Genomic DNA, 18,382 nt, shown 5'->3' with positions numbered 1-18,382 from the left:
CTTCGATGTGCTGCCTCTCATCGTGCACGGCCACGGCGACAAGCCCCGGCTGTTCGACCTGCCGGAATCCGCCGTGCTCCAGGTGCCGATTGAGCACCCCGAACACGCGTGCCTCTCCCGGCTGGGCGTGCGCTGGTACGCGGTGCCGGCCGTCTCCAACATGCGCCTGGACATCGGCGGCATACGCTACCCCCTGGCCCCCTTCAACGGCTGGTACATGGGCACCGAGATCGGCGCCCGCAACCTGGCCGACACCAACCGCTACAACCTGCTGCCCGACATCGCCCGCCGGCTGGGCCTGGACACCACCCGCGACCGCACGCTGTGGAAAGACCGCGCACTGGTCGAACTGAACATCGCCGTACTCCACTCCTTCGAGGCCGCAGGCGTCACCATCAGCGACCACCACACCGAAGCGCGGCACTTCCTGACCCACATCGACCGCGAGGAACACGCTGGACGGACGGTCTGCGCCGACTGGTCGTGGATCGTGCCGCCCCTCTCCGGCGCCGCCACCCCCGTCTTCCACCGCTACTACGACACCGCGCAGCGCTACCCCGCGTTCGTCTACCAGCCGAAGGCGCAGACCGACAGCGCCTGCCCCTCCTCGCAGCAAACCGCCCGACGGGACCCGGCCGGCACGTCAGACAGTCCCGACGGCGTCACATCCCACGACGGCTCCGCAGACCCCCGCGGCTGACCGCCGCCGAAACAGGCCGATCCCGCTGTACGCCCCTCATCACGCGCGCACTTGCAGTCTGCAGCCCGCACCGGAGCACCCCACGAGCAGCCGGACACGGCCAACGCACGAAAGCCGGGAACGCGGCCGCAGCCGGCTCACGGTCCACCGCGCACCCACCTGGCCCTCGCTTGCGGCACACCTCGGACACCGGCCCCGGACTCCCCGAATCCGCCACCCGCAGCACCCGTCTCCCGCGCCCCGCCCGGCGCAGCCCGGCCGCGCGACGGCAGGGAGACCACGACCAGACCGCAGAGCAGCAACGCGCCCCCGCACACCGCTACCGCACCCGGCCGCTCGCCCAGCAGCGCCACGCCCAGCACCGTTGCGACCAGCGGTTCGCCGAGGCTCAGTGTGCCCGCGGTGGCGGCACTGATCCGGAGGACACCACGGGCGAAAAGAAGATAGCCCAGCGCCGTCGTGCCCAGCGCCAGCCAGCCGATCAGCAGCAACGCGCGCGGCGCCGACAGACCGCCGGGCGCTCCAAGCAGCCACGGCGACAGGACCAGCCCCCACATACCACGCTCACCGGCGCCGCGGACGTGGTGTCCGCACCGCACCGGGCGAGTTGCCTGGTCGCCGCGATGTACGAACCGAAGCTGCTGCCCGCCACAACCCCAAGCAGCACACCAGACACGTCCGCCCGGGCAGCCCCGTCCGGCAACAGCAGCAGCCCGATACCGATCAGCGAACACGCGGTACCGCACCACCAGACCGCAGGGGCGAGCTCGCCCTCCCGCCACCGCGCCCACAGCCCGGTGACCACCGGCACGGTCCCGAAGGTCACCGCCGTAGCCAGTGCCGCCCCCGTACGCTCCACCGCCTCCAGGAAACACACCTGGAAGGCAGCCGTCACCAGCACGCTGGCCACCATCCACCACCGCGCCGCCGGCCGCCACAGCGTACGCAGCCCCGCGACCCGCACCGTGAACAGCCCCAGCACCGCACCGCCCAGCAACATCCGGCACGCCCCCAGGCTCACCACAGAAATGTCGGCGTCAGCGATGAGCTGCGCGGGCCCCACCGTGCCCCACAGCACCGCCGCAGCCGTAACAGGCACAATCCCATTCAGCCGGGTACCCACGATGGCCATACCCCTCGATTCGCCGTACCGAGCAGAAACACGGCACGGTCCGCGGACCGACCGCACCCGAGCGCCGACACCTCCCAACGCCGACGCTAACGAAGCGTCGCGGCGCACGCCCATAGTGGGGAACTCCAACGACGAGCCGCATCGGCCGCGTTCGTTCGTCAGCTCCTACGACACCACCGCGCTGACGGCGCAGGAAACGCTGTCCTCGGACAGCGGCGCGGTGCAGAGGCACAAGAGCCGCACCAGGCAGCCTCCGAGAGGTTCGCCGTCGTGGCGCAGGTGGGTGGATCCGTAGCACCGCCGATGGAGGTCGAAAGACCTGCTGGCTCGCCGACGGTGCCGTGCACTCGGGAACCGCAGCCGAGTACGCGAGCCTCTGCGGCCCGCTGGTCGCCCTTTGTCCGCACGACGCGCGGGCGCGGTTCCCGCAGCCGTTCGATCTCGCTGCCGCCGAGACCTACGCTATCGAAAAGGAGACGTTCGGAGGTCGGCTCGACGCGCTCGACCTGTCCGCGTACGACCGGGACGAGCTCGACGGAACACTGGCGCCGCTGGTCCACTCCTACAGCGAACAGTGCACCACCCAGCTCCTCCTGTGGGCCGCGACCACCTTCGGCGACTAGGGTGCGTTCCTCGAAACCGTCGGCAGCCGAACGATCGAGGGCGGGACCAAGCGGCTGCTCGACGCGATCACCGGCGAGTCCAAGGCCGAACTGCGCCTGTTCACCCCGGTGACGGCGGTCGAGGGCGATGGGGCCAGGGCCACCGTGATCACCCGGGAGGGCGACCGCGTTCGAGCACGGCACGCCGTCGTCGCGCTCCCGCTCAACGCTCTGGGCGACGTGACCATCACTCCTGAGGTGGCCCGGTCGGTGCGCACGATGATCGAGCAGAAGCACCCGGTGAAGGCGCTCAGGAGTCCTTTCAGAAAGATCGTTGTGTGGCACGGTGGAGGGACGGTGTTGTCGTTCCTCGGGGGTGAGGATGGCCCGGCGCAAGCCGTGGGAGGTCAGTGACGAACTGTGGGCGTTGACCGGACCGCTGCTGCCCCGGCGTGAGCGGCGCTACCGGTACCCGGGCCGCAGGCGGATCGATGACCGTAAGACGCTGCAAGGCATCCTGTTCGTGCTCTGTACCGGCATCCAGTGGGAATACCTGCCGCAGGAGTTGGGCTTCGGGCCCGGCCCGACATGCTGGTGCCGTATGGCCGTATGGCCGTATGGCCGTATGGCCGTATGGCCGAGTGGCGGAAGGCCGGCGTCCGGGCAACCCTTCAGCAGATGCTGCTGATCCGCCTGCGGGCGGCGGACCGGCTGGACTTCTCCCGCGCCGCCATCCATGCCTCGCCTGTGCAGGCCGAGCGGGGGCGAAGCCGCCCAAAAGCCGGTCCGAGTCCGGTTGGCCGAGGGCGGCCGGGCTCCAGGCACAGACGCTCCATGCCGAGCGGAGCTATGACCATGAGGTTTACCGTCGCCGTCTGCGACAGCGAAACATCGTTTTGAAGATCGCTCATCGCGGGCAGCCGCACGGCTCGGGACTGGGCCGCATCCGCGGTTCGTCGAAGCAGCCATCACCCACCTCCACGGACCCCGCCCGGCTCCGAGTCCGTTGGGAGGCACGCGACGACATGCACAACGCCTTCCTCCAACTCGCTCACGGCATGATCCTCGCTCACAGACTCCCAGCTTTCTGCAAGGTCTCCTCAACCTCGTCGGCGCCGTGCATGTTGGCGACGTGGCGCTGCCGCATGCTGTCAACTGGCTGTGGCTGCGCACCGCCCGTGCGTCCCGGGTGCACCGTCACCAACAATGACCAACGCGCCCCCGCACGCCGTCACCGAAAACCTCATCAGCTTGGGCGTGGCCGCCGCTGTCGACGACGTCGTCACCGTCGCCCAGGAACCCACCCGGCTCGGTGCCGTCGGGCATGGCATGCAACCGAGGCACGGTCACTGCCGCCGAAATCGCCCGGAGACTGCGGTGACGGGCGGCGTGCCGGCCGGTTGCAGCATCTGACCGGCGGCCAGTGTGCGGTAGACGGGACTCTCCGCCAGGAGTTCCTCATGCCTTCCGGAGGCGATGGCCCGGCCGCCTGACAGGACGACGATCCGGTCGGCGTACCGCACCGTGGACAGCCGGTGCGCGATCACCAAGAGGGCGCATTCCGCCGAGACGTCCCTCATGACCGTGGTCAGCGCGGCCTCGTTGACGGCGTCGAGGTGGGAGGTCGGCTCGTCGAGCAGAAGGATGGCCGGGCGGGCGAGCAGGGCACGGGCCAGGGCGATCCGTTGCCGTTCCCCGGCCGAGAGCGTGCTCCCTCGCTCGCCCAGTACGCCGGACAGACCGCCGGGCAGCCTCCGCACGACGTCTTCCAGTTGGGCGAGTTCGACGACGCGGCGGATCTCGGACTCGTCGGCGTCGGGTACGGCGTAGGTGATGTTGTCCCGCAGTGAGCCGTGCACGACGTGGGTGTTCTGGTCGACGACGGCGATACGGGCCCGGCATTCCCCGCGGCTCAGCTCGGCCGCGGGCTGCCCGTCGAACAGAAGTGTCCCGGTGTCCGGTTCGTAGAACCTGGCCACCAGCGCGAAGATGGTGCTCTTGCCCGCTCCTGACCGGCCCACCAGGGCGACCTGCCGTTGGCGCGGGACGGTGAGGGAGACGCCGCGCAGCACCGGCCGGTGCGGGTCGTAGCCGAAGCCGATGTCCCGCAGAGCGAGGGCCGGCGGCCGGTCCGTCCCGGCCGTCGCTGTGGGCTTCCGTACGCCGGCGGCCGCGGAGAGGGGCCGGGAGGGTTCCGCGGGCAGCGACAGGGCCTGTTCGATCCGCCGGTAGGCGCCCATGCCGCGCTGGATCAGGCCGACCGCCCGGAACACCGAGGAGAGCGGCATCACCAGGTAGGAGGCGTACAGCAGGAAGGCCACCAGGTCACCGAGCGAGTTGGCCTGCCCGCTCACCCGCATACCGCCGATGACCAGGACGATCAGAAAGGAACCCTGAACGGCGAGTTCGACCGCCGGGCTCATCACGGACGCCAGTTTCGCGGTGCGCACGCCCGCACCGTACGCCGATTCGACGCGTGCTCCGATGCGCTGTCCCTCGCGTTCCTCGGCGCGGTGCACCCGTACCATCGGCAGGGCGCCGAGCGCCCGTTCCAGATCGGCGGCGATCGCGCCGATCGCATTCTGCAGGCGTTCGGACGCCGCGCGGATGCCCTTCAGCAGGGCGGCCACGATCACGGCGGCGAGCGACACGGTCGCGGCGATCAGGAGCAGCAGCAACGGATCGATCAGTGCCATCAGGACGACGGCCCCCACGGCGGCGAGAGCTCCGGTCACCAGGTCGACCAGGGCCTGGGAGACCACTTCCCGCAGCAGGGTGGTGTCCGTGGTCACACGGGAGATCAGATCGCCGCTCCGGTGCCGGTCGTACTCCTTCATCTCCAGCCGGAGCAGCCGCGCCACCAGGCCGTGGCGCAACCCCTGACGATGCCCTCGCCCATGCGCTCCAGGACGAAGCGTCCCACCGAGCCGGTCACCGCTTCGGTGAGGAACAGCCCCGCCAGGACCAGCAGCAGGGGCCAGGGCGCCGGGCCGTGCCCGTGTGCGTCGACGATCCGCTGGGCGACGAGTGGCTGGGCCAGGCCGAGGGCCGAGCCCGCCAGCGTGAGCACCGTGGCGACGACGACGGAGGGCCGGTGGTCGGCGGTGAGCCGGTACATGGTGGCGACCGCGGCCCGGGTGGAGCGGTCACCACCGGGCGGCGCCTCCCCGCACGCCGCGGTGGCGGGGTCGGTCACCGGTCCGGCCGGCTGACCGGCGCGACCGTCACCAGCCGGGCGAAGTAGTCGTCCGGTACGCCCTCGTCCACCGGGCGCCCCGCCACCTCGATCCAGGCGTGTGCGGTGAAGGGCGGCACCACGCGCACCCCGGTGCACCAGGTCGGCCAGCTTCCGCCCAGCCGGCACAGCAGTGCGGCGCCCAGCGAGCGGGGCAGACATCCGCGCGGCCCGGCGCAGCGCAGGCTCACGGCACACATCGCGTCCCGCGCGTGCTTGGCCTGGGTGGCGGAGGCCGGTACGGCCCCGCGGCGCACGAGGCCGAGCACGGCGCGCAGCCGGCGGGGCGGCAAGAAGGACAGGGCGACGGCGGGGACCAGGACGAGACGTGCCGCCAGGCGCCGGGCGAGGGGAACCCCGGTGGGCCGGTCCAGTGCGCTCGGTGTCGTCATTCGGCCAGCCCCGCCGTCCGCAACTCCCGCACCAGGGAGGCGACATCCTGCGCCGCCCGGGACCGGTCGATGTCGTACTCGGCCACCAGCGCGTCGGCCGCCGCCGCTTCGTCACCGCCCGCCAGCAGCGTGGTCACCACGAGTGTGCCGCTCGGGCTCAACTCCCAGTAGTCACCCCCGCGCTCGTCCAGGAGAACCGTGCCGTAATCGGTCTTCGCCATGGAGACATCGGCGCCGAACCGCAGTGCCATGAGAGAACACCTTTCTTTCGTGAGCCGACGGGGAGTGCGCGCTAGCGAGCCGTACCGGCCTGGCCTGCTGTGACCTGCGAGAGGCCCCGCAGCCACACTTCGCAGGCGATGGTCGAGTACAAGATCGCGTCCCTCAGTCCTGGTGCGGAGGGACGTTGCGCCAGCCGGCGCAGAACGGCGCCGTCCACCAGGCCCAAGCGCTCCAGGTGCGAGTTCTCCCACAGCGCCATCAGGTCACCGCGGTGTTCCCGCAGCCCGTTGGAGGCGTCCATGGAAGCCTGGGCCTTGTTGGTGCGCCGCAGGCAGGTCTGCGGTACGACTCCCTGCATGGCGGCGGTCAGGAGGGGTTTGTACCGCCAGGGGGACACCCGTTCGTCGGGGCGGACCGCGAGGCACGCCTCGATCACACGGTCGTCGAAGAACGGTGACGCCATGGGCAGCCCGGCCCCGGCCGCCATCCGGTCCCACTGCCGGACGATGCGCGTGCAGGACCGGATCTGTTCCAGATCGGTGTGCAGGCCGCGGTCCGGATGCAGGGGCACCGCACACTGGGCCGCCGCGCCCAGTGCCTGTTCGGCCATCCGCTCGGCATCAGGGGTGACCCAGTCGAAAAGGCGCGGTGGCACACCCCAGCCGAGACCGCTGCTGACGGACGTGGGCAGCGGGTCACGCAAGCGATGGCCGCAGTCCGCCAGCCACTTGCCGTACGGGCGGGTGTCGGCGAGGGCGCGCACCGTGCCGCCGAGGGGCCATTGCCACAGCGCCCGGAAACCGCGCAGCTGCTTCAGCGCGAACAGCGGGCGGGTCCGTACCAGCCGGTGGTAGTACGCCTCGGAGCACCAGGCCACGTTGTCGCCTCCGATGCCGGTCAGATGCAGCCGGCTGCCCCGCCGCGCCAAGCCCGGCAGGTGATGCAGGGCCCGTGACCGGTCCATGACGCCGATAGTCGGTTCGTCCAGAAGATCGTCGATACCGAGCAGGTCGGTGTAGACCAGCGGGGAGGCATCAGCGTCCCACACCACGTGCTCGACGTCGGGCAGGAACGTTGCGGCCTGTTCGGCCCAGTACAGGTCGGTGTCGGCGGGATCGCGCCCCGGCCAGGTGCTGGCCACCACCCGGGACGGCGACCGGTCCGCCAGGAAACAGATGGACGTGGAGTCCAGGCCGCCCGACAGGTCGCAACTGACCACACCGCCGTGCCGCGTACGGGCATCGACGGCCTCGGCGAGTGCATCGCGGACGAGGGCGCGCTCTCGGCAAGCGGCCGGTCCGGCTCAGGCGGTGTCCACCAGCGCGACCGGCGTGCCGTACGCCCGTCCGCCGAGATGATCAGCGCGTCCTGCGGGGGCACGGCGGTCACCCCGCGCCAGACCGACGTCTCGCACAGCGGATGCGGGACGGGCCACAACAGCCGGACCGCCAACTGTTCCTCATCGGGTCCGGTGCCGAGCGCGGCAGCGAGAACATCGGCGCGCGTAGCCGCCACCTGCACACCGCCGATGGCGGCGTGGAACACCAGCCGGAGACCGGACGCGGTTCCCTGCACCCTGATCCGGCCGTCGAGTACCGCCACGAGGTGGCAGCTGCCGGGCAGCGTGCGTGCCAGTACGTCGAGGTCGGCGAGGTCCCGCAACCGCCCGGCCCGGCGCTCCAGTTCGGCAGTGTCGAGCGGGCAGCAGCCGACCGCCGCGACGGCGGTCGTCCCCACGCGGGCGGCCACGATCTCCTCGTCGTGCCACCGGCCGACCAGCCAGGGCCGCCCCGAGGCGTGCGAGAGGACACGGGTTCCTGGGTGGGTGACGGAGCGGGCCGCGGCAGCCGCGTCCTCGCGGTCGGCGAAGACCGCGAAATGCGCGTCGCCGCGGCCCGGACCCGCACTCTCGTGCGATTCAGTCATGGCTTCGATTCAACGAGCCGTCGACCGTCAGTTCTTGCTCAGAACGAGACGGTCGTTTCCGTGCCGCGCGAGCAGCCCGGTCTTCTGGCGGAACGAACCCAGTCGTACGAGCGTCGGGGTTTCGTAAGCCTTCTTCATGACGTCTCCTCGATGCGGTGAGCGCCGCTCTCCAGGAACGGCCACCTGTCGGCATGCCGACCCGTGGTCGCCCGTGTCCAGGCTCATCGGGAGTCCGGAACCAAAGAGCGGAGGCGCATATCAAAGGTAGCTGTGAGTCACCTGTGATGCGCAATGGAAAGTAGAGAAGTGCTTTTATATGAAGTAGTGCGAGCAAAAGATTGTCGCATTGTTTCTTTTTTATTTGCTTACGAGAGGAAGCGTGACCATTTGGTGACGTGGTGCTTTCGATGGGTGCGGCACTCCTCGTGCGAGGGTGCCTCTATGTCTTTTGTCAGGCGAGGCGTGGGGTTCTGGTGTGGCAAAAGGTGCTGTCGCGGAGCATCGCGAAGAGCGCGTTGATGCGTTGTCGGATCAGGCGGAGAAGTGCCTGGGTTCGGGGTTTTCCTCGGGTTCGGAGCTTTCGTCTCGGGTTCAGCACTTGTCGTAATAGGTGCGGAAGGCGGGGGCGTGCAGGGGGGCGAATGCGGAGAGGAACATCGCGCGATTCAGGACGCGGTCGCCGCCGCGTGGTGCGTGTTCGCCGTGGATTGAGGTTCCGCACGACTACGGGGACGGCGCCGAGCGAGCGGGTCAGGGAGGGGTGACGACGTCGAGGGTGCAAGTGCCCGGGGCCACGACGGTCTGCTCGTCGAGGGCCTGGAAGACGCCGGCGCCCAGTCGGGTGGCCATGCGCGGGGCCTTGGGCCAGATCACCTCGGCCAGTCTGTGGTGGCTGGCTTTGCGCGGGACGGCCGGGGATCCGTAGCGTTCGAGGAGCCAGGTGACGGCCAGCCCAGACGTGGCCCGAGGGCGCGTTCCAGGGACGGGTGGAGCTGGGGGAGCAGGCCGCGGATGCGGTTGGAGGTGCGGAGGTGCGGCCGGCCTCGGCGGCGAGGTCCTGGCCGAGGCCGACGAGCACGGTCGGCTCGGTGGTGATCTCGTCGGTGAGTTCCCGCGAGCGCAGGGTGTGTGGCATGGTCCGGGCTGCGTCCGCGATCACCGCGGTGTCGCGGGCAGTGGTCTTCGCCTCGATGGGGTAGAGGTTGGCGATCCGCCGCATCGACAGGCCCGGCAGCTAGAAGTTTGCTGAAGATGCTGGCTGGTCGGCGTGGGTTTTGGTGCGGGCTCGCCCCTTGCCGTCAGGGGGTGGCAGGGGTGAGTGTCCAGGTCCTGTCGGTTCGGGTGAGTCCGAGGTTGATCAGTCGGCGGAGGTTGAGGGCGGCGGCTCGGGTGTGGAGCCAGGTGTTGTTCTTCAGGGTGCCGAGGTAGCGCAGTCGGCGGTTGCCGTGGGCGGTGAGCCAGGCGACGCCGCGTTCGGCCGGTGGTCTCCACCGCTGGTAGGCGGCTTCCCTGTCGGGGTCGGTGACGGCCTGGCGGCGGGCGGCGGCCTGCTCGTCGTGGTGGGGCCATATGGTGAGGATCCGTCCGATCTTGCAGGTGGTGCATCGTGGCAGGAGCGGGCAGTCGGCGCACAACTCGGCGAAGAACGCCTTGCGTTGAAGGTGTTGTCCGGCCGGGTCGCCGAGCGGGACGGTATGGCCGGCCGGGCAGGTCACCTGGGCGGTGGCGGTGTCGATGCGGAAGCCGTCCAGGGTGAATCCGCCGGGGACAGCGGACTTGAGCGGGGCGGGTTTGCAGTGGTCGCCGGCGTCCTGCTCCCGTACGGCACGACGACGCTGTTTCTGATCTGTGGCAGCGCCGTCCTGGCGTGCGCCGGCCTGGTATCCGCGAGCCCGGCGATCCGCTCCTTGCGTTGACCGTGCCGATCGCCGAATTCTGGTGTTACGACGAACCGGTACGTGCCCACCACTGCTCTGTGACCTCTCCTTGGCAGGGCGCGGTGCCGCAGGCGCGGCCATGCCGAAGCAGCCCTCGGCCGGCGGGGCCCTTATGGGTGCCTCGCGTCATTCTTTCTGCGGGGCGGGTACTCGCGTCGGGCCTTGGGAGGTGGTCACATCACGGCGTCGGTCTGAAGCGGGCCCGCGGTGATGCGGAGTGTGCGGACGCGGACCGGCTCTTCCTGGTCGAGATAGAAGATGTGCATGAACGGGGCGCGCACCACCTGGTCCGGTGCGCTCTTCTTGGCCATGGTGGCCTCGCCGCGCAGCAGGCGGACGCCGTCGCCCGCGCTCCAGTACTCCAGGACCTGGTGGGTGATGCTCAGCGGTTCGTCGATCTTGACGAAGAACGCCTTGATGGCCTCGGCGCCGTGGATGTGCTCGGTGCCGAAGAACATGTCGGTGTTCTCGGTCAGCGGCGCGAAGCCCTCACCGAACTCCAGGGTGTCGATGGCGTCCATGAATTTCAGGACCCAGCCGGGTACGGCCGTCGCGTGTGCGGTCTCTGCCATGGTGTTGGTCTCCTGGTCAGGCTGTCGCGGGCAGGGAGGCGAGGAAGGCGTCGATCTCGGCGTTGACGCCTTCGGGGTTCTCGCGAGCGGCGAGGTGTGCGGTGTGCTGGAGGACACGGAAGGTGCTGCCTTCGACGGCGTCCGCCATCTTCCGCACCACGTGTACCGGGAACTGGCTGTCCTCCTCACCGGCGATGATCAGGACGGGCACGTTCTGGATGGTGTTCAGGCGGCGGTGCTCGTCCTTGCGTCCTATGAGGATGCTGCGCAGCGCCCACGCCACCGACTTCGGGTCGTTGCGCAGAACGGACTGGGTGAACTCAACGAACTGAGGGTTGCTGGCCTCGGCGGTAGGGCCGGCGAAGGCCGCCCTGGCCGCCTTGGCGGCCAGCGGCGGCATCTTCGCGTGCAGCGAGAGGAAGGTGGACAGCGCGCTGGCCCAGATGCTCTCGACCGTCGTGGGCAGGGAGGCGGTGCAGTTGATACCGATTGCCGCCGCGGTCCGCTGCGGGTAATAGGCAGGGAAGACGCCGGCGAGCATGCCGCCCCAGCTGTTGCCCACCAGGATGCACGTGTCGATGTCGAGCGCGTCGAGGATCTCGGCGAGCGCGTCGGAGCAGTCCTTGAGGTCGATGATCTTGCGTAGCGCGTCGGACCTGCCGTGTCCGGGGCTGTCGATGAGCACGACGCGGTGGGTCGGGGCGAAGTGCTCGTACTGGTACTGCCACATGGTGCCGTCCATCATCAGGCTGGGCCAGAACACCATGGCGGGGCCGTCGCGACGGCCGCCGACGCGCACGTTGATCAGGCCCAGCGAGGTGGGGATCAGCTTCTTGGCAACTCCTTTGAGCCAATGCGTGGTCATGATCGGTCCTCTCCGTGACCAGGGGGACGTTCAGCCACTAGTACCGTAACGCTACTAGTTGCGAAACGCTACCACTTGGCTCCGGGTTGAGGCGCTCAGCTGCCCGGCGCCGCGGAAGCCGGCCCTCCCGGCCGGTCGGCGCCGCTCTCCCCGGCGGCCGTCGGACGCAGGGTCGAGGCTTCGACCGGCTGATGGCAGCTGCTGCACGCGAGGTACGGATTGGTCGGGTTGCCGCACGTCGTGTGCATCAGCGGGTGGTGCGTGACATCGGTACCGGTCGCATGGGTTTCGGCCCAGCGCGTGACGGCCGCGATGGCGGGAACGACCAGCTCGCGGGCGCTGTCGGTGAGCGCGTACTCGTACCACGGCTTGTCGGAGCGGTAGGCGCGCTTGGTGAGCAGGCCCAGCTCGGTCAGGCTGTTGAGCCGGGCGGTGAGGATGTTCGGCGAGATTCCCAGAGCCCGTTTGAGTTCACCGAAGCGGCCGACGCCGAAGAACACCTCCCTCAGGATCTGGTAGTTCCAGCGCTCGGAGATCGCGGCCAGGAACTCCTGCCCGTGCTGGAAGTTGACGCGGTTCTTGTGGTCGGACACGGCTTCTCCTCTTCGGTGGCCCCGGTGTGGTTTCACACCAAAAGTAGTCCCACAATGCTGCTACCTGTGGTGTCCGCCTGGCGCCGGCCGTCGCCCGGCGGCTCACGGTGGGGATGGGAATGTCCCAGCTCACCGTGCAGCCGACCGCTTCCCCAGCCGCGCGGCACACGTCCTCGCCCACCAACTACGCGAGATGCCCCCGGCCCCACGCCCTCGCCACACACCCGGCGAACGCCTGACGCCCTGGCCTCCCAGTCACGCGACAGTCGCGAGCGGGCCTTCCGCGTCCCCCTCCGGGCGCTGCCGCGACCGCCGCGCGGGGCACGCTCTCCGTGCGGCAGGCTGACCCGGCGTGTGTGGGACTCGCTATAGCCCTGCAACAAGAGGCCTTGTCACTTGAAACGGAGGGGCCCGCAATGGGACCTCATAGCACCGGCACGTCGTGCTCGCTGTGGCCTTCCTCGCCGCCCCCGCGGTTGACGCGGCTCCCGACCGGCCCGACGGCCTTCACCAACCCGCATCCAGCCCGACCCCGTTGACCACCCCGGAATCACGCCACCCGCTCGCCAGCGCCTTCGCCCCACCAGGCCTACGGAACAGCGGCTCTCCCCCAAAGCCCCCGGACCGGCCTCACCCTCTACCACGTCCTCGACCTCCTCCAGAACGTGCTGAGGAGCTGGGCCGGCGTGTGCATCATCTGCCGGGCAGGTGAGCGCGGCGTTCAGGAGTGGGCCGACGTGGGCGACGGTGAAGAGGTCGATCTCGCCGTGCAGTTCGATTACGGTGACGCCGTTGACGACGTAGGCGTACGCGTTGCCGCCCGCCTCAGGCAGGGCTTCCGGTCCTTCCCACGGCCCCGCGTCCCGGAAACCTGGCCTACGGTTTTGTCCATAACCGGTCGTGGGTCGGCACGCCCCGCACCGACGATGACGGGATCGCGTGCTGAGCGCACAGCACCACCGGGCACTCGGGTGACGAACAGCAGGATAGGAAAGCTGCCCACGGGAAACGGCGGGGCACTCGCCGTTGCCCCGAATGAGTGAGCACGCACGGGAGGTTGGTCGGAACGCCACCGGACCTGCGCGCGAGCGGCCGGCGGAGACGTTCCCTCCCCGATCGCCAGCCCGGCCGTCAGCAGCCCCCAGCCCTGCCCGCGGACTTGGGAACACCGCAAGCACCCTCTATGTGTCTCCTGCTGAGAAAGAGAACGTCTGGATCCTTCGCCAGGGGAAGTGCCCCGGAGAGCGGTCGCCCGGTGAGCGTGCCCGGATGCAAAGGACGACCGTTGAGCACAGCAGCCCCAAGGCTACCCGGATGGGTGAACATGGCCGAAGCGCGGGCGGACAGGTGCCAGGGATGAACATCATCGGACGATTCGAACGGGCCATGGAACGCTGGACGGCCACCGTATGGACCACGGTACGCAAGCCCGCCAAGAAGCCGTTGGACGTGGTGGTCCGGCTGCGCCGGGAGTGCGATGACCACGCCCTGATCGTGGGACGGGGACGCACGGTGGTGCCCAACTGCTTCGTCGTCGAGCTGCCCGCGGCCAGCCATCGGCGGCTGGCCGGCCACCAGGAGCAGCTCGGTCCCGAACTGGCCGCCGAGGTCCGGCGCTACGCCGCTGAGCGGTCCTACAGCTTCGCCGGCCCGGTCACCGTGGGGCTCACGGCCCACCAGGACGGCGGGCGCACCCGCTACCGGGTGCGCAGCCGCCTGGTCCCCTGCCAGGCTCCGGCACTCGCGGACGACCTGACCAAGGCACTGCCGGTGGTCGCTGCGCCCCGGGCGCACGTAAGCACACGCGCCTGACCCCGGGCAGGTCGGGCAGGGGGCGCCTTGGGCGGGCGCGGACACAGGCAGCAGAACTGAGGGCATGGCGGTAACAGGCACCACGGGCCCAGGTTTGCGTCACAACGTGCCCGACCCATGCGGGCCTTCGCCCGTAACGGCCCCGGCCGAGCCATGGCCGTCTCCCGCGCGGCTCTGCCGCTCACCGTCTCACGGTCCCGCTCCCCAGACCGTTAGCCCTTGCGGCCACGGGGCTGGTGCGGGTGGCTGACCTTGATGCGCCCCCGGTCGGCTATACCGGACAGACGAAGCGTGGGCGCGGCGGGGTCCGCGGGAAACGTGGTGTCGTTGACGACCTTGCCATTGCCACGGATGACGACCGCGTCGGTGTGCACTGCCCAGCCCCTCGGCACCACGAGGGTGATCGGGCCGTTGCTGACACATGCCGCCTCGATGATCACCACACGGTGGGGGCAGTGCGCCTGGGTGAAGTCCAGGTGAATCCGGCCGTCCTTCTCCGCGACGGCGCGGATATGCTGCGGCACCGGCCATCGGCCCTCCTTGCGTACACGGGCGTTGTGCCCCGCGCGCAGCTCCATGGCGGCGGGCTCCGGGGCCGGCGGCGGGGCCACATCCTGGGCGAGGGCCGCGAGGTCGTCGCAGGTGGCGGCCTGCCACAGCGAGTCCAGACGCTCGTGGAGCAGAGGAAGGTCCAGCCGCCCTTCGACGTATGCCTGTTGCAGAATCCAGGCCACGCGTTCTCGCTCGGCCTCCGACGCGCGCATAGGGAGCGGCTCACGGTCGACACCGCCCACGGTGGCCTCCCTTCCCTTGCCGTTCGGGCACCAGGCTGGCACAGCCGTGAACGGCGCTCATCGTTCTCAAGGGCGACCCTGCCCAGTAAGGGCTGAACGGCTCGGGGGAGGCGGGGCGCACTCCGACCGCTCACTGTTCCGCTTCCTGCCGCTCCCCAGGCCGTAAGCGTAGCGGTTGGATGTGCGGTGTTGTCCGAGCCGAACGCGCGCGTGCCCGGCCGACTTCGGCTCTCGGGCCTCGGCCGGCGCGCTGATCGGCGTGGCCGTGGCAACCCTGCGCTGGGCGGGGAGCACGGCCATGCCGACTTCGACCGCACCATGGGACCCGTCGCCTGAGCCGCTGATCCGCGAAGACCTCCGCAGTCGCTCCGGCACCTGCCTATGAGCTTTCACCGGCCGGATGCCGCTTGCTGGGGCCGGCCGGGCGAAGGAGATGCGCCGAGGTGAGGTGGACGGCGGCGGCCAGGGCGGGGCCGGGGAGCGTGGCGGGGGAGCCGGATGCGGCATTGATGGCGAGGTCGGCGAGTTGGACGGCGCCGGCCAGGACGAGCATCGGGTGCAGGTCGCGTCTGGTGACGGCGAGCCAGGTCACCGCCGCGGCGATCAGCAGGGAGCGGGCGCCGTACATCTCGGCGAAGAGGTCGGGACCTGCTTGCCCGGTGGCGCCGGGGAACGCCGCGGGAGCGAGCAGGGCCAGCAGGCCGAAGGCCGCTGAGACGGCCGCCACCAGTACGTTCACGAGACGGAGAATTCGTTCGTAACGAGAAGCGTTCATGGTGTGAATCATTTTTGGACGCTACCATTCCTGCCATGGTGGAGAAAGAGGCGCGTTCGCCGGTGGGTACCGTCACCTTCCGGCTCGGGGTGCTCGGCGCCTGGCAGGAAGCCCGCTATACCGAGCGGCTGGCCGGGCTCGAACTGAAGCCCAAGCACGTGGCCCTGCTCAGTGTTCTGCGGATCCGGGGGCCGAGTCGCAGCTTGAGCTGGCCGGCGTCATGCGGGTGGCGCCCAGCCTGGTCGTCCAGCTCGCCGACCACCTCGAAGCGCTCGGCGCGATCGAACGCGTACGCGATCCCGCCGATCGGCGCCGGCAGCGCCTGACCCTCACCGAAGGTGGCAGCCGCCTGCTCGGCGCGGCCGGCGGCCTCGCCGAAGCGCTCGACGAGGAGCTGACGGCGCCGCTCACCCCGGAGGACCGTGCGGCGCTTTCCCGCATCCTCGAACGCCTGGCCGCCCGCGCGGGCATTCCGACTGAGTGACGAGACGACGGGGCGGCCCGCGGCTCTCGGCGGGGAGCGGGATGGACTGGGCGGCCGGGCCGGGGGCGGCCTTGCCCGGCCCGTGTCCGGCGCCCGTCCGTGGAGCTGGACGGCCGGAGCTGCTGCGGCGCCGAGGCGGACGTAAGCGTTCCGGCCGCCGCCGGGGCCCGTCCCGCTGTGGTGGGGTGCGGCGGATGCCGCCGCGTGATGGCCGACGCGTGATGGCCGGCGGCTCTCGCGCCGGCCTGTGTGGCGACGTGTCGGGGTGTCAGCTGTGCGTCCCCCGCTCGTCGTAGCGGGCGCGGGCGGTTTCGACCGTGTCGAGGTGGTCGACGACCCACCCCAGCATGGCGCGCAGCGGTGATTCAAGGCTCCGGCCCAGGGGGTGATGCGGTACTCGATGGCCACCGGTTCCGTGGACAGGACCACTCGCTCCACCACGCCGTTGCGCTCCAGCCGCCGCAGGCATGCGGTCAACGACTTCGGTGTGACGGCGGGCAGGTGCTGGTTCTTGGGCGCCGTCGGCGTCCCGTGTATCGCCCAGCGCGATGTGCCGCGGGCGGATTCTTCGTGAGCCGCGCGCCAGCGACCGACCAGTCCCTGCTGAGCTCGTCCAGCAGCTCGATGCATGCGAGGGTGATTACCTCACAGCCGGACAGGCGGAGCCTCCGTTCCCGGATCCGTTGCCGGCTCGCCTGGCGAGCTCAGGTGGTCGGGCGGGTGGCCTGCTGGAGCCTCCAGTATTCCGGAGCAAGCCGCGGCGGGCAGGGGCGCGAAAGGCAGAGCGCCGCGAAGTTCAGGCGACTGTACGACGTGACGGTGCGTCTGCCACGCTGTGCACGGCCTCAACGCCACGGCGCTCCGGGCCAGGAGGCCCGGAGCGCCGCTGTCCGCCGGGTCAGGCCAGGAGGAACGCCGCGGCGGTCACAGCGCCGCAGGACGCGCCGGCCACGGTCTGGGCGACGGTGTGGTACGTCAGCACGACCCGCGACCAGCACACCGCGATGGTGAGCAGGTAGGCCAGCAGCCACCAGGGCGAGTGCACGACGGCGAGCAGGGCGGGGGCCGCGGAAGCCACCGCGGAGTCCACGGAGATCTTCCAGACCGTGTTGACGGCCAGGAGGACGACGGTCATGGCCCACAGGGCGAGCATGGCGACGAGAATGCCGGTCGGGGCATGGCCGAGGACCATCACGATCGCCCCGAGTCCGACGGACGTCAGGATCACCAGGAAGATGGGGCCCCGCTATCGTACGGTCGACAACGTGCCGGTCACCCCAGGTGCCGCGCTTGCGCTGCCACTCGATGTACCCGGCCGGGACGAGCCCGGCGCACAGTGCGCCGAGCAGGCCCCACGGCAGACCGGTCCAGTCGCCCGCGGCCGCCAGACCGATGCCCGACATGCCCACCACGAGGACGTTGCGGGGCTGGAGCACGTCGGTCACGGCGCGCGCGGCCGTCGTGGTCGAGGTGGTGGTCGTCATATGGCTGTCTCCGCGGTGTCGAGCAGGCCCTGCACCAAATCGGTCTGCGTGCACGGCGTGGTGACGCGCAGGCCGGGCCGGGGCCGCCAGGACGCTTGGTGCACGGTCCTCCGGCCACGGTCGGCTTGGAAGGCGACCTGATACTCGGTGCGGCCGTCGGCGTGGCCCAGGCGCGCCACCACCGGCGCGTACGTCCCGGCGCCGACGTCGATGTACAGGGTCGCCTGATCGCCGGGTGGTCGGCACCGCACGCGCGGCTCGGGTCCGTCCTCGGGCCGCCAGGGTGGGATCTGCTCGGGGGTGTTGAAGTGCTCGCTCACGTGTCCATTGTGCGAGGGGCTCCGAAAGTGGCTGACCGCCGGTCTGCAAGGCGCGGGCCTGGTGCCGTTTGAGGGGTTCGGCGAAGAAGTCGGTGAGGCTCCGCTCGCCGTGTGAGTGGGTCTGCTCCCAGCCGCCGAAGCGGTAGGCCTCGTGCCCGGCCAGACCCAGGCGGCGGCCCTGGGCGACCATCTCCGCGTATGGCGGTGGCGCAGGGCTACAGGTCACCCGGCCCTCGGCGTCCGGCGGATTCTTGCGTGCGCAGTGCTGTCCGTCATCGATTTCGTTGACGGTGCGGGAGCGGTCCGGAGCCAGGAGCAGACGATCCACCTGCTGTCGGTGCAGTGCTTCGGACTGCTTGCCGGGCTTGCCGGGCCCAGCCAGGACGCACGCTCCGGCCAGCAGCGTCGACGTCGGTCACCGACGGCGGAGAAAGCCCCGGAGGCCGAGACTCCCTGCGAATGCGCCAAGCGCGCCGATCACTTCGAGGCAGGGGATGTCGAAGCCCCGGCCCCGGTCCGACGTCGTCCCGGTCAGCC

Annotated in this window: 19 protein-coding genes and 5 pseudogenes; 6 read left to right on the top strand and 18 right to left on the bottom strand. The window is 70.3% G+C overall.

Annotated elements, in window-relative coordinates; translation table 11 throughout:
- The first annotated feature begins 7 nt into the window (after positions 1–7).
- Positions 8–700 carry a nitric oxide synthase oxygenase gene (locus ACEXOX_RS02910; protein ID WP_406518888.1) on the top strand — a complete coding sequence of 231 codons (693 nt, stop codon included), beginning with the start codon at positions 8–10 and terminating at the stop codon, positions 698–700.
- A gap of 137 nt (positions 701–837) precedes the next feature.
- Here ACEXOX_RS02910 and ACEXOX_RS02905 read toward each other — a convergent pair whose 3' ends face one another.
- The gene (locus ACEXOX_RS02905; protein ID WP_406518886.1) at positions 838–1,191 is read right to left on the bottom strand and encodes an EamA family transporter; all 354 of its coding nucleotides are present in this window, start codon (positions 1,189–1,191) and stop codon (positions 838–840) included.
- Positions 1,182–1,832 (bottom strand): DMT family transporter, encoded by a 651-nt coding sequence (locus ACEXOX_RS02900; RefSeq protein ID WP_406518885.1) that lies wholly within the window; start codon positions 1,830–1,832, stop codon positions 1,182–1,184. Before ACEXOX_RS02900 ends, ACEXOX_RS02905 begins: the two co-directional genes overlap by 10 nt.
- A 341-nt stretch (positions 1,833–2,173) precedes the next feature.
- Between ACEXOX_RS02900 and ACEXOX_RS02895 the strand changes: the two genes are divergently transcribed.
- From ACEXOX_RS02895 to ACEXOX_RS02885, 3 genes and pseudogenes are all read left to right on the top strand, one after another.
- Positions 2,174–2,455, top strand: coding sequence for a hypothetical protein (locus tag ACEXOX_RS02895; protein WP_406518884.1), 282 nt, complete (start codon positions 2,174–2,176; stop codon positions 2,453–2,455).
- 33 nt (positions 2,456–2,488) lie between these two features.
- The gene (locus ACEXOX_RS02890; protein WP_406526204.1) at positions 2,489–2,848 is read left to right on the top strand and encodes an FAD-dependent oxidoreductase; all 360 of its coding nucleotides are present in this window, start codon (positions 2,489–2,491) and stop codon (positions 2,846–2,848) included.
- A pseudogene (locus ACEXOX_RS02885) lies at positions 2,817–3,522 on the top strand (transposase); the annotation flags it as partial. The gene ACEXOX_RS02890 and the pseudogene ACEXOX_RS02885, both read left to right, overlap by 32 nt.
- 258 nt (positions 3,523–3,780) lie before the next feature.
- On the opposite strand, the gene ACEXOX_RS02880 reads toward ACEXOX_RS02885, so the two are convergent.
- The 11 genes and pseudogenes from ACEXOX_RS02880 to ACEXOX_RS02830 all read right to left on the bottom strand — a co-directional run bounded on the left by ACEXOX_RS02880 (position 3,781) and on the right by ACEXOX_RS02830 (position 12,176).
- Positions 3,781–5,310, bottom strand: a complete 1,530-nt coding sequence (locus ACEXOX_RS02880; protein WP_406518883.1) for an ABC transporter ATP-binding protein — start codon at positions 5,308–5,310, stop codon at positions 3,781–3,783.
- The gene (locus tag ACEXOX_RS02875) at positions 5,268–5,630 is read right to left on the bottom strand and encodes a hypothetical protein (RefSeq protein ID WP_406518882.1); all 363 of its coding nucleotides are present in this window, start codon (positions 5,628–5,630) and stop codon (positions 5,268–5,270) included. Before ACEXOX_RS02875 ends, ACEXOX_RS02880 begins: the two co-directional genes overlap by 43 nt.
- Positions 5,627–6,061: a lasso peptide biosynthesis B2 protein gene (locus ACEXOX_RS02870; protein ID WP_406518881.1), complete on the bottom strand. Its 435-nt coding sequence runs from the start codon at positions 6,059–6,061 to the stop codon at positions 5,627–5,629. The genes ACEXOX_RS02875 and ACEXOX_RS02870 overlap by 4 nt, the downstream gene beginning before the upstream one ends.
- On the bottom strand, positions 6,058–6,312 hold the full coding sequence (locus ACEXOX_RS02865; RefSeq protein ID WP_406518879.1) for a lasso peptide biosynthesis PqqD family chaperone: 255 nt from the start codon (positions 6,310–6,312) through the stop codon (positions 6,058–6,060). Before ACEXOX_RS02865 ends, ACEXOX_RS02870 begins: the two co-directional genes overlap by 4 nt.
- A 41-nt stretch (positions 6,313–6,353) precedes the next feature.
- Positions 6,354–8,209, bottom strand: a pseudogene (locus ACEXOX_RS02860) (lasso peptide isopeptide bond-forming cyclase).
- Positions 8,210–8,236: 27 nt separating this feature from the next.
- Positions 8,237–8,347, bottom strand: coding sequence for a keywimysin-related RiPP (locus tag ACEXOX_RS02855; RefSeq protein WP_406518878.1), 111 nt, complete (start codon positions 8,345–8,347; stop codon positions 8,237–8,239).
- Between the two features lie 313 nt (positions 8,348–8,660).
- Positions 8,661–9,443 (bottom strand): annotated as a pseudogene (locus tag ACEXOX_RS02850) (transposase); the annotation flags it as partial.
- A gap of 64 nt (positions 9,444–9,507) precedes the next feature.
- Positions 9,508–10,227, bottom strand: coding sequence for a transposase (locus tag ACEXOX_RS02845; protein WP_406518877.1), 720 nt, complete (start codon positions 10,225–10,227; stop codon positions 9,508–9,510).
- 92 nt (positions 10,228–10,319) lie between these two features.
- A complete protein-coding gene (locus ACEXOX_RS02840; RefSeq protein ID WP_406518876.1) occupies positions 10,320–10,718 on the bottom strand; it encodes a nuclear transport factor 2 family protein in 399 nt (132 codons plus the stop codon).
- A 16-nt stretch (positions 10,719–10,734) separates the two neighbouring features.
- Positions 10,735–11,583 carry an alpha/beta fold hydrolase gene (locus tag ACEXOX_RS02835; protein WP_406518875.1) on the bottom strand — a complete coding sequence of 283 codons (849 nt, stop codon included), beginning with the start codon at positions 11,581–11,583 and terminating at the stop codon, positions 10,735–10,737.
- 95 nt (positions 11,584–11,678) lie between these two features.
- On the bottom strand, positions 11,679–12,176 hold the full coding sequence (locus tag ACEXOX_RS02830) for a winged helix-turn-helix transcriptional regulator (protein WP_406518874.1): 498 nt from the start codon (positions 12,174–12,176) through the stop codon (positions 11,679–11,681).
- A gap of 1,356 nt (positions 12,177–13,532) precedes the next feature.
- On the opposite strand from ACEXOX_RS02830, the gene ACEXOX_RS02825 reads away from it, so the two are divergent.
- Positions 13,533–13,988, top strand: coding sequence for a DUF3662 domain-containing protein (locus ACEXOX_RS02825; protein WP_406518872.1), 456 nt, complete (start codon positions 13,533–13,535; stop codon positions 13,986–13,988).
- A 212-nt stretch (positions 13,989–14,200) separates the two neighbouring features.
- Here ACEXOX_RS02825 and ACEXOX_RS02820 read toward each other — a convergent pair whose 3' ends face one another.
- Positions 14,201–14,752 (bottom strand): DUF1707 domain-containing protein, encoded by a 552-nt coding sequence (locus ACEXOX_RS02820; protein WP_406526203.1) that lies wholly within the window; start codon positions 14,750–14,752, stop codon positions 14,201–14,203.
- A gap of 409 nt (positions 14,753–15,161) precedes the next feature.
- Positions 15,162–15,557, bottom strand: a complete 396-nt coding sequence (locus ACEXOX_RS02815; RefSeq protein WP_406518871.1) for a hypothetical protein — start codon at positions 15,555–15,557, stop codon at positions 15,162–15,164.
- A gap of 220 nt (positions 15,558–15,777) precedes the next feature.
- On the opposite strand from ACEXOX_RS02815, the gene ACEXOX_RS02810 reads away from it, so the two are divergent.
- On the top strand, positions 15,778–16,041 hold the full coding sequence (locus ACEXOX_RS02810) for a MarR family winged helix-turn-helix transcriptional regulator (RefSeq protein ID WP_406518870.1): 264 nt from the start codon (positions 15,778–15,780) through the stop codon (positions 16,039–16,041).
- A gap of 438 nt (positions 16,042–16,479) precedes the next feature.
- On the opposite strand, the pseudogene ACEXOX_RS02805 reads toward ACEXOX_RS02810, so the two are convergent.
- The 3 genes and pseudogenes from ACEXOX_RS02805 to ACEXOX_RS02795 all read right to left on the bottom strand — a co-directional run.
- A pseudogene (locus ACEXOX_RS02805) lies at positions 16,480–16,671 on the bottom strand (hypothetical protein); the annotation flags it as partial.
- Between the two features lie 268 nt (positions 16,672–16,939).
- A pseudogene (locus ACEXOX_RS02800) lies at positions 16,940–17,525 on the bottom strand (hypothetical protein).
- Positions 17,522–17,845 (bottom strand): hypothetical protein, encoded by a 324-nt coding sequence (locus ACEXOX_RS02795; RefSeq protein ID WP_406518869.1) that lies wholly within the window; start codon positions 17,843–17,845, stop codon positions 17,522–17,524. Before ACEXOX_RS02795 ends, ACEXOX_RS02800 begins: the two are co-directional and overlap by 4 nt.
- Positions 17,846–18,382: the final 537 nt, after the last annotated feature.

The organism is Streptomyces sp. Ac-502 (assembly GCF_045222935.1).
Taxonomy (GTDB): Bacteria; Actinomycetota; Actinomycetes; order Streptomycetales; family Streptomycetaceae; genus Streptomyces; species Streptomyces monomycini.
Note: the sequence above shows the minus strand (reverse complement) of the source record. Positions and strands in the feature narration are given on the sequence as shown.

What these genes read in the sequence shown, in the direction of transcription:
- ACEXOX_RS02835 (WP_406518875.1), bottom strand. Translation starts at nt 11,583, where the DNA reads ATGACCACGCATTGGCTCAAAGGAGTTGCCAAGAAGCTGATCCCCACC.
- ACEXOX_RS02870 (WP_406518881.1), bottom strand. Translation starts at nt 6,061, where the DNA reads ATGACGACACCGAGCGCACTGGACCGGCCCACCGGGGTTCCCCTCGCC.
- ACEXOX_RS02900 (WP_406518885.1), bottom strand. Translation starts at nt 1,832, where the DNA reads ATGGCCATCGTGGGTACCCGGCTGAATGGGATTGTGCCTGTTACGGCT.
- ACEXOX_RS02845 (WP_406518877.1), bottom strand. Translation starts at nt 10,227, where the DNA reads ATGGCCGCGCCTGCGGCACCGCGCCCTGCCAAGGAGAGGTCACAGAGC.
- ACEXOX_RS02855 (WP_406518878.1), bottom strand. Translation starts at nt 8,347, where the DNA reads ATGAAGAAGGCTTACGAAACCCCGACGCTCGTACGACTGGGTTCGTTC.
- ACEXOX_RS02815 (WP_406518871.1), bottom strand. Translation starts at nt 15,557, where the DNA reads ATGAACGCTTCTCGTTACGAACGAATTCTCCGTCTCGTGAACGTACTG.
- ACEXOX_RS02820 (WP_406526203.1), bottom strand. Translation starts at nt 14,752, where the DNA reads ATGCGCGCGTCGGAGGCCGAGCGAGAACGCGTGGCCTGGATTCTGCAA.
- ACEXOX_RS02825 (WP_406518872.1), top strand. Translation starts at nt 13,533, where the DNA reads ATGAACATCATCGGACGATTCGAACGGGCCATGGAACGCTGGACGGCC.
- ACEXOX_RS02810 (WP_406518870.1), top strand. Translation starts at nt 15,778, where the DNA reads ATGCGGGTGGCGCCCAGCCTGGTCGTCCAGCTCGCCGACCACCTCGAA.
- ACEXOX_RS02865 (WP_406518879.1), bottom strand. Translation starts at nt 6,312, where the DNA reads ATGGCACTGCGGTTCGGCGCCGATGTCTCCATGGCGAAGACCGATTAC.
- ACEXOX_RS02840 (WP_406518876.1), bottom strand. Translation starts at nt 10,718, where the DNA reads ATGGCAGAGACCGCACACGCGACGGCCGTACCCGGCTGGGTCCTGAAA.